Raw genomic sequence first — 12,551 nt, 5'->3', positions numbered from 1 at the left:
TCAGCCTCGCATGGTTCCCTGCTGGCGCTGAAGGACGTGCTCGCGCGGGCTCAGCCGCGTGCGACGCTGCGGCGGCGGCTGCGTGCGGCGCCGGCCCCGCGGCGGGCCACCGCCGTGGACGCCACCGCAGTGGACGCCACCTCGGGGGCCCGGGGCGCCGGGGCGTGCAGTGCGTACGCCACGTCGAGGGCCAGGGCGAACCCGGCCGGGTCGGTACCGGCCACCGTGTGCGAAACCTGCTTGATCATGACGTACTCCTCGCGAAGGTCAGGGGGTGTCAGCTGTCGGTGCCGCCGGCCCGCAGCGTGGCCAGGTCGGACTTGACGGTGTTGATCGGGATGGAGAAGCCGAGGCCCGCGCTGCCTGCCGTGGACGAGTCCGAAGTGGCCGAGTACATCGCCGAGTTGATGCCGATGATGTTGCCGTTCATGTCGATCAGCGCACCGCCGGAGTTGCCCGGGTTGAGGGACGCGTCCGTCTGGATCGCCTTGTACGTCGTGGTGGACGAGCCGGTGTCGCCGTTGAACTGCCGGCCGCCGAACTCGAACGGCCACTGGCCGTTGCCGCCGCTCTGGCCCTGACTCTGACTCTGGCCCTCGTCGGTCGCGACGGTCACGTCCCGGTTCAGGGCCGAGACGATGCCGCTGGTCACGGTGCCGGTCAGGCCCTCGGGAGAGCCGATCGCCACGACCTGGTCGCCGACCTGGACGCCGTCGGAGTTGCCGAGGGTGGCCACGGTCAGACCGGAGGCGTTCTCCAGCTTGATGAGGGCGAGGTCCTTCTTGCTGTCGGTGCCGACGACCTTCGCGGTGTACGTCTTGCCGTCGCTGGTGCTCACCTTGACGGAGGTGGCGCCGGAGATGACGTGGTTGTTGGTGATGATCTCGCCGTCACTGGTGATGATCACGCCGGAGCCGGTGGACTCGCCGGCGTTCGAGGTGGCGTTGATCTCGACGATGCTCGGGCTGACCGCCTTGGCGACCCCGGCGACCGTGCCCTTGGCGGAGGACGGCACCACGCTGGTGCTGGTGCTGCTGGAGGCGACCGTGTCGTTGCCGGTCAGCTCCTGGATGCCGTAGGCGGTGCCGCCGCCTATCGCCGCGGCGACGATCGCCACGGCGGCGAGCAGGGCGAGGGGGCCGCGGGCGCGCCTCTTCGGAGCGGGGGCCGGTGCCCCGGGCTCCGTGGGGGCCGCGGTGAGGAGAGCGGTTCCGCCGCCGTTGCCGTCGCCGCCGCCGTACGCGCCGGCGCCCTCGGAGGCGAAGGCGGCGGGCTGAGGCTGCGTGTGCGCCTGCTGCCGGCCCGGCCACACGGTCGTCGGCTCGACCGGCTGCTGGACGGGTGCCGCGGGCTGCGGGGGAGTGGCGGGCGGCTGGGCCGGCGGGGGCGGCCACTCGGGGTTCACGGGCGACGAAGCGTGCTGCTGCTGGGCGCCCTGGAAGGGGTTGTCGTACTGCTCGTACTCGCCGTCGCGGCGGAAGCTCTCGGTCATGACAAAGAGCTTGTCCCGCGACCATGAGAGCTTGCTGAGTGCTCCCTGAGAAGCCCGGCAGAACCTCGTATGCCCGATATAAAGCCGCCGCTGGCCTCCGGCCGGGTGTTCTCAGACGGTCCTCAGAAACTCACTCGCAGCCGCAGGACCGGCGCACGACCAGCTTCGACGGGAACACCTTCAGCCGCTCCCGTCGGGAGCCCGCCACCCGCAGCCCGTCGTCCAGCACCAGGTCCACCGCGGCCCGGGCCATCGCCGAACGGTCCGACGCCATGGTCGTCATCGGCGGGTCCGCGAGCGCGGCTTCCTTGATGTCGTCGAACCCGATGACCCCCAGCTCGCCCGGCACGTCGATGCGCAGCTCGCGCGCCGCCCGCAGCAGGCCGATCGCCTGGTCGTCGGTGGAGCAGAAGATGGCGGGCGGCCGATCGGGCCCGGAGAGCAGCCCGAGCGCCACCTGATACGCGTCGTAGCGGTTGTACGGCGCCTCGAAGAGCCGTCCCTCGGTGGGGAGCCCGGCCTCCTCCATGGCCCGCCGCCAGCCTTCGACGTGATCGGAGACCGGGTCGCCGACGGAGGGGGTGTCGGCGGTGCCGCCCATACAGGCGACGTAGGGGTAGCCGTGGCCCAGCAGATGCTCGACGGCGGTCTTCGCGCCGGAGAGGTCATCGAGGACGACGGCGACGTCGTCGATCGCCTCGGGCCGCTCGTGCAGCAGGACGACCCGGGCGTCCCAGGCGTCGATCTCGGCGGCAGCGTTGTCGTTCAGCGCGTGCGAGACCAGGATCAGCCCGGAGACCCGCATGCCGAGGAACGCCCGCAGGTAGTGGACCTCGCGCTCGCCGATGTAGTCGGAGTTCCCGACAAGGACCATCTTCCCGCGCTCGGACGCGGCCTGTTCGACCGCATGCGCCATCTCCGCGAAGAACGGCTGGCGCGCGTCCGGCACGATCAGGCCTATGAGATCGGTGCGCCGGGACGCCATCGCCTGGGCGACCCGGTCGGGCCGGTACCCCAGCTCCTTGATCGCGGCGAGGACACGCTCGCGCGTGGCCGGGGCGACCGGCCGGGGTCCGTTGTTGATGACATAGCTGACTACGGCGGTGGACGTTCCCGCCAGCCGCGCCACGTCATCCCTGGTTACCTTGGCCACGCGCGGAGTCTACGCGGATGGACCGCCTCTGGGCAGGGCGTGAAGGAGGTCCCCGTACTCCCGCGGTGGGCCATGCGGGGGTACGTCGGTGCCGGAGCCATGCCCATGTGCGGGACCCGCTATGCCTCTACGTCTTCGAGGGCGGCACTCTCGTCCGCATCCTCCGCCTTTGCCTGGTCGGCCTTGGCCTTCGCCTCGTCGGTGACCCGGTCGCCCTTCTCGGGCGTAACGAATCGATAACCGACGTTCCGGACGGTCCCGATCAGCGACTCGTGCTCGGGTCCGAGCTTCGCGCGCAGCCGTCGTACGTGCACGTCGACCGTCCGGGTGCCGCCGAAGTAGTCGTAGCCCCAGACCTCCTGCAGCAGCTGCGCGCGCGTGAAGACGCGGCCCGGGTGCTGGGCGAGGTACTTGAGGAGCTCGAACTCCTTGAAGGTGAGGTCGAGGACCCGGCCCTTGAGCTTCGCGGAGTAGGTCGCCTCGTCGACCGACAGGTCGCCGTTGCGGATCTCCATGGGGGAGTCGTCGTTGACGATCTGCTGCCGGCCCATGGCCAGCCGCAACCGCGCCTCGACCTCGGCCGGACCGGCGGTGTCGAGGAGCACGTCGTCGATGCCCCAGTCGGCGGTGACGGCGGCGAGGCCGCCCTCGGTCACGACGAGGATGAGCGGACAGCCGGGCCCGGTCGAGCGCAGCAGCTGGCACAGGCTGCGGACCTGGGGCAGGTCACGGCGTCCGTCGATGAGGATGACGTCGGCACCGGGGGTGTCGACGAGTGCGGGGCCTTCCGCCGGCGCCACGCGCACGTTGTGCAGGAGCAGGCCGAGGGCAGGCAGCACCTCCGTCGACGGCTGGAGGGCGTTGGTCAGGAGCAGCAGAGAACTCATATGTCTGGTTCCTCCTCGGTCCCGCGAGGTCATGGCTCTCGTATACAGGGGTATCCGAAAGCACAAAAGGACCCGGGGGCTGCGTTGCCCGAGTCCTCTTCCGACGAGAATAGCCCACATGAGCATGGAGCAGGCAGGTCGTGTGGTGCGTTCCACGGGGAGTCCGCACTCTGAGACGCCCACATCCCCACCTATACGGACGTTTCTGCACACTGACGACGGTGTGACGATCGATTCCGTATACGATCCGCCCTCCTTCGTATACGACGCCTCCCGGTCACCCGCGCGTGACCTGGTGTTCGTGATCGCGCACGGTTTCACCGGCGACGTGGATCGCCCTCATGTTCGCCGGGTGGTGGAGGCGCTCACGCGGTACGGCGGCGTGGTCACGTTCTCCTTCCGCGGCCACGGAGCCTCCGGCGGGCGCTCCACCGTCGGCGACCGCGAGGTGCTGGATCTCGCCGCGGCGGTGGCGTGGGCCCGCGAACTCGGCCACACGCGTGTGGCGACCATCGGCTTCTCCATGGGCGGCTCGGTGGTGCTGCGGCACGCGGCGCTGTACCGGCCAGAGACCGGCGGTGGCGCGTCCGGGCACGTGGACGCGCACGCGGACGCGGTGGTCTCGGTCAGCTCACCGGCCCGCTGGTACTACCGCGGCACGGCTCCCATGCGCAGGCTCCACTGGCTGGTGACCCGCCCCGCGGGCCGCCTGGTGGGCCGCTACGGATTCCGTACCCGCATCCACCACCGGGACTGGAACCCCGTCCCCCTCTCCCCGGTGGAGGCGGTCCCGGGGATCGCCCCCACCCCGTTGCTCATCGTCCACGGCGACCGCGACGGCTACTTCCCGCTCGACCACCCGCGGATGCTCGCGGAGGCCGCCGACGGCCACGGCGAGCTGTGGATCGAACCCATGGGCCACGCCGAGCACGCGGTCGGCGACGAGCTGCTGGGCCGTATCGGGGACTGGGCTGTCACAGCGGGCCGCTAGCCTGGCCCCTGTACACCACCGATCGATTGAGGAAGCGGATGCCAAAGGTCACGGTGCGCTACTGGGCCGCCGCGAAGGCCGCGGCCGGGATCGCCGAGGAGCCGTTCGACGCGGCCACGCTCGCCGAGGCGCTGGACGCGGCGCGCGAGCGACACCCCGGCGAACTCGTGCGCGTCCTGCGGCGATGCTCGTTCCTCGTCGACGGTGACCCCGTGGGCACCCGCGGACATGAGACGGTACGGCTGGCCGACGGCGGCACGGTCGAGGTGCTCCCGCCGTTCGCAGGAGGGTGACGATGACGAACCAGCCGTACGAGGGCTACGACCCGTACCCGCAGCAGGGCTGGCCGGCCCAGCAGGGGTACGACGACTCGCAGGCCGCCCAGCAGTACACCCAGCAGTGGCAGGGCCAGACCTGGGAGACCCAGGTCGGGACACCGGCCGCGTATCCGCCGCCCCAGCAGGCGTACGACGCGGAGCCTCAGGGGTACGGCGCGGGCGCGGGGCAGCAGGGGGGCGCCGCTCCCGGCCCCGGCGGTTACGGACCCCCGCCCGCCGCCCCCGGATCCGACTCCTCCGACTACGGCCCGGCCACCCTCGCCGGCAACGCCCGCGTCACCGACGCCCAGCGCGCCCGTCTCGAGGGCCGGTCCCCGGTCATCGAACCCGGCATCCAGCCCGCCGCGCTCACCGCGCTGCTCGGCCTGCTGCTCGCCGGTACGGCGGCGATCGGGTCGTACGCCCTCCTCGTGCCCCTCGTCGTCCTCCAGGCCGTCACCGCGGCCGGCTGGTTCCGGCTGAACGGCATGTGGCCCGCCCGCCAGGGCATCGCGCTGGCGTTCCTCGGCGCGCTGGTGGCGGACGCGGCCCTGCTGACGGCCGGCCGGGAGAACGCGCCCGCCGCGATCCTCGGCACCCTCGGCGTCTGGGTCCTGCTCAGCCTGGTGATACAGCTCCGCTCGCACGCCGACCCCGACGAGCGGATGTACGGCCTGATGGCGACCGTCGCCTCGGCGGCCCTGGCGATCGTGGCCACCGGCCACCTCGCGGCGGACCCGGACGCGGTGACGGTCGGCGCGGCCGCGGTGGCCGTGGCGGTCCTGGCCCGCGCGCTGCCCCTGCCGACCCCGGCCTCCGTCGTCGTCTCCCTGCTCGCCGCGGCGGGCGCGGGCATCGCCGTCGGCGGGATGACGGGCCTCGGCGCGAAGGGCGCCCTGCTCGGCGCGGGCGCCGCGGTGTGCGCGCTGATCGGCCACCGGGTCGCGAGCTACGACTACCCGTCCCGCTTCGTGCACTTCACAGCCGGCGTGGCCCTGCCCCTGGCCGCGGCGGCCCCGGCGGTGTACGTACTGGGCCGGGCGATCGGCTAGACCGCCGGGCCCGTGCCGGTCCACAGAGTCGGCGGGCGCGACCTCAAAGAGGCCCAGAGCCGCGTGTGCCCTGTTTGCGGTAAGGGGAGTCGGCGGTACGTGGTCGGTGCCGGGCACCTTTCAGCCCGCCCGGCGTTTGAGGGCGAGGCCGACAAGGGCCGATGGGGGGTCCGGGGCGCAGCCCCGGTTGCGGTCAGGCCAGTGCCGGGACGGTCACTGCCGCCGCTTCTTCCCGTCCAGCTCGTCCCACCACTCGTCGGACTTGGGGTCGCCGGAGGGGTCGTCCCACCAGCGGTCGTCGGGGCCGCGCCGGTTGGCGACCATCGCGGCCAGCGGCGGGATCACCATGGCTACCACGCACATCCCCACGGCCACCGGCATCGACCAGAGCCGCACGACCCCCCAGGCCAGGACGAACAGCCCGATACAGGTGCCCATCATGGCGAAGTAGACATGGCGCCGTCGTGCCAACATGCATCCAGCGTAGGACGAGAAGGCTGAAGGGCCGTACCCCGGGGGTACGGCCCTTCAGCCGGTCAGGCAGGTGCCTCAGACGGCGATCGCGACCTCGGCCAGGCCGCCCTGCTGGGCGACGACCGTGCGGTCGGCGGTGGCGCCCGGGACCAGGGCGCGGACGGTCCAGGTGCCCTCGGCCGCGTAGAAGCGGAACTGGCCCGTCGCGGAGGTCGGGACCTCCGCCGTGAACTCGCCGGTCGAGTCCAGGAGGCGGACGTAGCCCACCACAGGCTCGCCGTCACGCGTCACCTGGCCCTGGATGGTCGTCTCACCGGGCTTGATCGTCGAGGCGTCCGGGCCGCCGGCCTTCGCTCCACACATGTCTTTCTCCAAAGAGGGGTCTGACCGGAAGGAAGGCCGGTCGGGTCGGAACTGGGTTTCTTACTTGTTGGCGCCGAGCTCGATCGGAACGCCGACCAGGGAGCCGTACTCGGTCCAGGAGCCGTCGTAGTTCTTGACGTTCTCGACACCGAGCAGCTCGTGCAGCACGAACCAGGTCAGGGCCGAGCGCTCACCGATACGGCAGTACGCGATGGTGTCCTTGGCGAGGTCGACCTGCTCCTCGGCGTAGAGCTCCTTGAGCTCCTCGTCCGACTTGAAGGTGCCGTCGTCGTTGGCGTTCTTCGACCACGGGATGTTGCGCGCGGACGGGACGTGGCCCGGACGCTGCGACTGCTCCTGCGGCAGGTGGGCCGGGGCGAGCAGCTTGCCGGAGAACTCGTCGGGGGACCGCACGTCGACGAGGTTCTGCGAACCGATGGCCGCCACCACGTCGTCGCGGAAGGCGCGGATGGAAGTGTTCTGGGCCTTCGCCTTGTAGTCGGTCGTCGGGCGCTCGGGCACCTCCTCGACCAGCTCGCGGGCGTCCAGCTCCCACTTCTTGCGGCCGCCGTCGAGAAGCTTGACGTTCTCGTGGCCGTAGAGCTTGAAGTACCAGTAGGCGTAGGACGCGAACCAGTTGTTGTTGCCGCCGTACAGGACCACCAGCGTGTCGTTGGCGATGCCCTTCGCCGACAGGAGCTTCTCGAAGCCCTCCTGGTCGATGAAGTCGCGGCGGACCGGGTCCTGCAGGTCCTTGGTCCAGTCGATCCGAATGGCATTGCGAATGTGGTTCTTCTCGTAGGCGGACGTGTCTTCGTCCACCTCCACGATCGCGATGTCGGCGTTGTCGAGGTTGGCCTCGACCCAGTCGGCGTCGACCAGGACGTCGCTGCGGCTCATGCTCGTTCTCCTCCGGGGCAGTTGCGGCGGGGCGTGCGTAAGGGTGCGCGGGGCGCACGGATGCCTGAGAGTCCAGGCAGGGGGATGCGGAGGTCGGTGCCGTCCGCTCAGAAGGGGCGACAGAGCATGGCGGCGACGCGGCACAGGTCTACTGCCCGCCGCTTCGTGAGATCCGCCTGTCGCTTCATAGTGGTCGATCGTAGGGACGGACATACCGGCATGTCACCGGTGTGTCGCATGCTGAGACGCGATCGTCCGGGATGTGGGACCAGAAAGCCGCCCGGGCCGTGGTCGTACGGTTCCCGGGCGGCTGTAGCCGTCATCACATCTACGGGGCGGACGTCACCGTCTCGCCTGTCGGACGTGCGGCACACGGCGCGAGGCGTCCGGCGCCCGTCCCGACGCTCGACCTACCCGGCGAGCTTGACGTCCGAACCCTTCACCGCGATCTCCACACCGTTCGCACCCGCTTCGACCTTGTCGAGCTTGATGCCGCCCGGCAGGCCCTCGATCTTCTGGTCGAAGTCGGCGATCGAACGGAAGTCGGAGTCGGCGAGGGTGATGTTGCCGAAGCTGGGGATCGAGTCGGCGTGCACCCGGACGGTGTCCCCGTCGACGACGGAGACGGTGCTCAGCACGGTGACGGGCTTCTCCAGGGCGCTCACCTTGATGTCGACCTTGATCTTGCCGTTGCCGCCGTCGGAGAGGCCGACGACCTTGGCGGTGACGCCCAGCGGAAGCTGGGTCTCCTGCGACTTGGCCGCCTTCAGCAGCTGGTCGTAGGCGATCGCCGCGGTGCCGGCGGCGTCGGAGGCGGTGGCGGAGCTGTAGTCGCCGGAGAACGCGACGCCCTTCATGGCGGCGTTCAGGTCGTCGATGCGGATCGTGCCCCCGCTGGTGCCGGTGTCCGCGGCGTAGTCCTTCATCCCGACCTCGACGTCGTCGAGCTCACCGCCGGCCACCTGGGTCAGGAACGGGAACCCCTTGATGTCCACGCTCGGGGTCGTGGTCAGCCCCTCCTGTGTCTTCAGCCGGTCCGCGACCTCGCCCTCCGCGAAGTGGACCGCCAGACGGTCGGCGGCGACGAACAGCCCGCCGAGAATCACGGCGGTGATCAGAAGTATTCGCAGGGCGCGCATGCGGTGGATCCCCCAGAGCGGCGGTGTTGTCGACGGACGGGTGGCCGTCGAGCGTGAGACTAACCGTGCCGGGTAAGGGGACCGCCGGATTGTCGATCAGCTGTGACAGTCCTCGGGTCCTGCCGGTACCCGCCCGGTACCTGCCCCGGGATCCGCTCAGTAGACGAGCGCCTGCGTCTCGTCCCCCAGCGCCTCCTGCACGAACACCTGGGCCCCCGCGATCCGTACGCCCTCGATGACGTCCTTCTCCGTGATGTCCCGGCGGGCCGCGCACTGGGTGCACAGGGTGATCCGGCCGCCCGCGAGGAGCGACTCGAGCAGGTCGGGCAGCGGTGCCGCGTGCGGCAGCTCGAACTCCGCGGCCCGGCCGGGCAGCGCGAACCACGCCGACTCCCCGGTCAGCCACAGCGAGACGTCCACCCCACTGGCCACGGCCACCGCCGCGACGGTGAACGCCTGCGAACAGCGCTCGGGGGCGTCGGCCCCGGCGGTCACCTTGATCACGAGCTTCTTCGCCATGGCCGAATCGTAACCAGCGCGGGCACAACCGCGGCCGTTGACCATGAGTCACCTGTGCGCGTGTATATGGCATGCGCGCTTCAGGTTGGGTGTGAGGGAAGACTTGCAAGTGCCCGAAGTAGCAGAACAAACAGGGGAAGCGGCTCGGGCCGGGGAGGAGCCGGTCGAGCCGGCCGCCCCGGTCACCGAGGCCGACCCCTCGGCCGTGAGCCGGTTGCCGCGCCGCCGTGGTCGTACCACGGCACTGATCGGGGGTGCCGCCGTACTCGGCGTCCTCGCCGGCGGCTGTACCGGTTATCTGATCCAGGCCGACCGCGAGCCGACGAAGCTGTCCTCGCTCTCCCAGCCGACGCTGTCCCAGGCCGAGGGACCGGCGCCCGAACCGCTGTCCGCCGCCCAGGACCGTCGGGTGAAGACCGACGGTGACCTGCGCAAGCTGCTGCTGAAGAAGCCGGCCGGGGCCAAGGTCGCGGACTGGGCGAGCCACGACAGCTGGATGACGCTGGGCGACCTGGCGGAGCTGGGCGACAAGCCGGACGAGACGTTCAGCGACCTCGTCTCCGAGGAGTTCCGCCGCGCGGCCGACACGGGCTGGGAGATCGGCGGCACGTACAGCGTGGAGGTCCGCCTGGTCCAGTTCAGGCAGGAGGAGGCGCTGAACGCCTCCGACTCGGCCGACAGTGAAAACTCCTACCAGGAGTCCCGGGACGGAACGAAGAGCTGGGCGGTTCCGGGAAGCGACAACGGCATGGTGTACGCCGACGCGAAGCCGGAGACCAAGCCGGGCTATCTGCCGCTGTACAACGCCAAGGCCGTCGCCTGGCGCGGGGACATTCTCATGCTGATCTTCGTCTCGGACACCAAGCCCATACCGAAGGCGAAGATCATGGATCTGGCGGAGCGGCAGGTGAAGAAGCTGTGAGCGAGACCGAGCTCATCGCCTCCGGTGAACCGGCGAAGAAGCCGGTGCGGCGGGGCCGTATCGCCGCCGTGGCCGCGTCCGTGGTGCTGGCTGTGGCGGTCGTCGCGGGGGTCGGCTACACGGTGATCACCGTCGTCGGCGCGGAGCGTGACGCGGGCGCCCCCGTGTGGAAGTTCCCGAAGGGCAAGGGCGCCAAGGAGCAGGCGCAGGCGGTCGCCCTGCAGGGGCTGTCGGCGATGCTCGTGCCGTACGGCGCCGACGGGTGGAACCGGGGGCCGGACATCGGGGAGTACGGGTACGACGCCCGGCTCAGCGGTGCGCAGGCCACGGCGCTGCGCAAGGAGCCGTTCAGCAGGCTGCCCCGGACCCAGCGCAAGGCGGTGGAGAAGCAGATCGACAAGCAGCGCATCACAGGGATGGCGATGCGCAGTTACCTGAGCACCGAGGAACTGTCCTCCGTCTACACGGACCAGGCCTCCACTGTGACCATCGAGCTTTCGCAGCTGGACAACAAGGCGGCGGCGCGGGGGATCGCGGAGGCCGGGAACGAGTTCCTCGACGTCCTCGGCGATGCCGGGCGTCAAGGGCCGCGGATCCAGGGCCACAAGGACGCCCGCTGCGTCCTGCTGCCGACGGACGCCGACGAGAAGCTGGACGCGATGTTCTGCGCGGCCCGGCAGGGCAACGTCCTGGTCAGCCTCACCGCGGAAAGCGCCAAGCCCATGCAGCAGACGGCTATCGCGATGCTTCTGCGCGAACAGCTCGACCGCATCGCGGAACCGGGGGAGTCGGTATGACCGAGCAGACGGAAGAGAAGCCCACAGGCTCCGCGGCAGCGGAACCGACAGCAGGTCCCGAGAAGGCCGAGGCGACCGTCCCGCACGCCGAGACCGAGCAGCCTACGGCGCCGGGGCCGGTCGGCGAGGTCGAGGCGGTTGGGAACTCGGCGTCGGAGATTGCCGTTCCCGGCGAGACCGAGCAGGATCACCAGCCGTCCGTGCCCACGCAGGGGCCCGTCCCCGCATCCGAGCCGGAGCCCGCGGCGGCGCTCCTGTCCGAGCCCTCACCGGTCCCGGCGGCCGGACCCGCCTCGGTGTCCGTGCCCGCACCCGCGCCGGCCCCCGAGCCGCAGTACGTGCCCGAGGCCGCGGCGCTGCAGGCCCCCGTATCCGAGCCGGAGCCCGCGGCGGCGCTCCTGTCAGAGCCCACACCGGTCCCGGCCGTCGGACCCGCCTCGGTGTCCGTGCCCGCACCCGCGCCGGCCCCCGAGCCGCAGCACGTGCCCGAGGCCACGGCGCTGCAGGCCCCCGCATCCGAGCCGGAGCCCGCATCCGAGCCGGAAGCCGCGCCCGCCCCCGAGCCGCAGCACGTGCCCGAGGCCGCGACGCTGCAGGCCCCCGGACAGGGGCCCGACCCCGCAGCCGCCCCGGATCCCACCCTCACCCCTGACCCCGCCCCCAGGAATCGCCGAGCCCTCCGGGCGACCCTCCGCTGGACCGCCGCTGTCCTCACCTTCGCCGCGTTCGGTGCCGGGAGCGCGTACGGGATCGCCGGGATGGAGCGGACGGACGTGCCGGGGCTGGCGACGGTGTCGGACGGGCGGTGGGTGTATCCGACGCTGACGAAGGCGCCGTTGCCCCCCGGGAGTCCCGGGCCGCTCGACGCGGAGAACAAGGCCGGCAGCCACTACGCCGATCTGCGTGCGCTCGTGCTGCCCGCGCCCGAAGGGGCGACCGTCGACAAGGCGCTCAGCGGTACCGACGGCTGGCTGCCGACGAAGGACCTGCTCTCGGAGTACGCCGAGAAGGAGGACCGCGACGAGCTCGGGACCAAGCTCTCCGAGAACGGCCTACGGCACATCGCGGCCCGCGGCTGGACCACCCCCGACGGCACGCACACCCGGATCTACCTGCTCCAGTTCGACACCGCGGCCGTCGTGGACGACCTGTTCGGCCGGGACATCGCCCCGTACGGCAGCCCCGGTCACGAACTGCGCGACGCCCCCGACTCCGTCTCCGACGAGGCATTCCCGGACGCGGCCCGGATCCAGGACATCACCGCGTCCGTCTACGTCGAGTCGAAGCCGTACGGCAAGGAACAGGCCCGCCACGCCTACATCAGCGCCGGCGACGTACTCGCCCTGGTCGTCCAGTCCCGCGAGGGCACCGCGAACCCCGTCCCCTTCCAGCAGACCGTGACCCTCCAGAGCCAGCTGCTGGCGTGAGGAGACCCGCACGGTCCCCCGGGCCCCGGCCGCGTAAGCTGGGGCCCGGCCCGTGTACATGCACCGCACCACGCTCATCCGAGGAGCACCCCGTGGAGATCTTCTTCGAAGCCCTGCT

General features: G+C 71.1%; 15 protein-coding genes. 6 read left to right on the top strand and 9 right to left on the bottom strand.

Annotated elements, in window-relative coordinates; all coding sequences use genetic code 11:
• Positions 1–50: 50 nt before the first annotated feature.
• From ABZT06_RS24305 to ABZT06_RS24290, 4 genes are all read right to left on the bottom strand, one after another.
• Entirely contained in the window at positions 51–248 is a 198-nt protein-coding gene (locus tag ABZT06_RS24305) for a hypothetical protein (protein ID WP_355744483.1), read from the bottom strand.
• A gap of 29 nt (positions 249–277) precedes the next feature.
• Positions 278–1,492: a trypsin-like peptidase domain-containing protein gene (locus ABZT06_RS24300; RefSeq protein ID WP_355744480.1), complete on the bottom strand. Its 1,215-nt coding sequence runs from the start codon at positions 1,490–1,492 to the stop codon at positions 278–280.
• 130 nt (positions 1,493–1,622) lie between these two features.
• Positions 1,623–2,645 carry a LacI family DNA-binding transcriptional regulator gene (locus ABZT06_RS24295; RefSeq protein ID WP_355744477.1) on the bottom strand — a complete coding sequence of 341 codons (1,023 nt, stop codon included), beginning with the start codon at positions 2,643–2,645 and terminating at the stop codon, positions 1,623–1,625.
• 119 nt (positions 2,646–2,764) lie between these two features.
• Positions 2,765–3,532: a response regulator transcription factor gene (locus ABZT06_RS24290; protein ID WP_355744474.1), complete on the bottom strand. Its 768-nt coding sequence runs from the start codon at positions 3,530–3,532 to the stop codon at positions 2,765–2,767.
• A gap of 118 nt (positions 3,533–3,650) precedes the next feature.
• On the opposite strand from ABZT06_RS24290, the gene ABZT06_RS24285 reads away from it, so the two are divergent.
• From ABZT06_RS24285 to ABZT06_RS24275, 3 genes are read left to right on the top strand one after another with little or no spacing between them, the layout of a single operon-like run.
• Positions 3,651–4,523 carry an alpha/beta fold hydrolase gene (locus ABZT06_RS24285; RefSeq protein ID WP_355744471.1) on the top strand — a complete coding sequence of 291 codons (873 nt, stop codon included), beginning with the start codon at positions 3,651–3,653 and terminating at the stop codon, positions 4,521–4,523.
• A gap of 38 nt (positions 4,524–4,561) precedes the next feature.
• Positions 4,562–4,816 (top strand): MoaD/ThiS family protein, encoded by a 255-nt coding sequence (locus ABZT06_RS24280; RefSeq protein WP_007382997.1) that lies wholly within the window; start codon positions 4,562–4,564, stop codon positions 4,814–4,816.
• A gap of 2 nt (positions 4,817–4,818) precedes the next feature.
• Positions 4,819–5,892 (top strand): hypothetical protein, encoded by a 1,074-nt coding sequence (locus ABZT06_RS24275; protein WP_355744468.1) that lies wholly within the window; start codon positions 4,819–4,821, stop codon positions 5,890–5,892.
• A 213-nt stretch (positions 5,893–6,105) separates the two neighbouring features.
• On the opposite strand, the gene ABZT06_RS24270 is transcribed toward ABZT06_RS24275, so the two are convergent.
• From ABZT06_RS24270 to ABZT06_RS24250, 5 genes are all read right to left on the bottom strand, one after another.
• Entirely contained in the window at positions 6,106–6,366 is a 261-nt protein-coding gene (locus ABZT06_RS24270; RefSeq protein ID WP_355744465.1) for a DUF3099 domain-containing protein, read from the bottom strand.
• A 75-nt stretch (positions 6,367–6,441) separates the two neighbouring features.
• The gene (locus ABZT06_RS24265) at positions 6,442–6,729 is read right to left on the bottom strand and encodes a DUF1416 domain-containing protein (protein WP_020122955.1); all 288 of its coding nucleotides are present in this window, start codon (positions 6,727–6,729) and stop codon (positions 6,442–6,444) included.
• A 60-nt stretch (positions 6,730–6,789) separates the two neighbouring features.
• Positions 6,790–7,629, bottom strand: coding sequence for a sulfurtransferase (locus tag ABZT06_RS24260; RefSeq protein WP_355744461.1), 840 nt, complete (start codon positions 7,627–7,629; stop codon positions 6,790–6,792).
• A 410-nt stretch (positions 7,630–8,039) separates the two neighbouring features.
• Positions 8,040–8,768 carry a DUF2993 domain-containing protein gene (locus ABZT06_RS24255; protein ID WP_355744458.1) on the bottom strand — a complete coding sequence of 243 codons (729 nt, stop codon included), beginning with the start codon at positions 8,766–8,768 and terminating at the stop codon, positions 8,040–8,042.
• A 156-nt stretch (positions 8,769–8,924) separates the two neighbouring features.
• Entirely contained in the window at positions 8,925–9,287 is a 363-nt protein-coding gene (locus tag ABZT06_RS24250) for a DsrE family protein (protein WP_355744455.1), read from the bottom strand.
• A gap of 109 nt (positions 9,288–9,396) precedes the next feature.
• On the opposite strand from ABZT06_RS24250, the gene ABZT06_RS24245 reads away from it, so the two are divergent.
• The 3 genes from ABZT06_RS24245 to ABZT06_RS24235 all read left to right on the top strand — a co-directional run bounded on the left by ABZT06_RS24245 (position 9,397) and on the right by ABZT06_RS24235 (position 12,433).
• Positions 9,397–10,209: a hypothetical protein gene (locus ABZT06_RS24245; RefSeq protein ID WP_355744452.1), complete on the top strand. Its 813-nt coding sequence runs from the start codon at positions 9,397–9,399 to the stop codon at positions 10,207–10,209.
• Positions 10,206–11,006, top strand: coding sequence for a hypothetical protein (locus ABZT06_RS24240; protein ID WP_355744449.1), 801 nt, complete (start codon positions 10,206–10,208; stop codon positions 11,004–11,006). The genes ABZT06_RS24245 and ABZT06_RS24240 overlap by 4 nt, the downstream gene beginning before the upstream one ends.
• A gap of 482 nt (positions 11,007–11,488) precedes the next feature.
• On the top strand, positions 11,489–12,433 hold the full coding sequence (locus ABZT06_RS24235; protein WP_355744656.1) for a hypothetical protein: 945 nt from the start codon (positions 11,489–11,491) through the stop codon (positions 12,431–12,433).
• Positions 12,434–12,551: the final 118 nt, after the last annotated feature.

Origin of the sequence: Streptomyces sp. NPDC005483 (assembly GCF_040606035.1) — a bacterium.
Lineage (GTDB): Bacteria > Actinomycetota > Actinomycetes > Streptomycetales > Streptomycetaceae > Streptomyces.
This window is presented reverse-complemented; position numbering and strand designations above follow the sequence as displayed.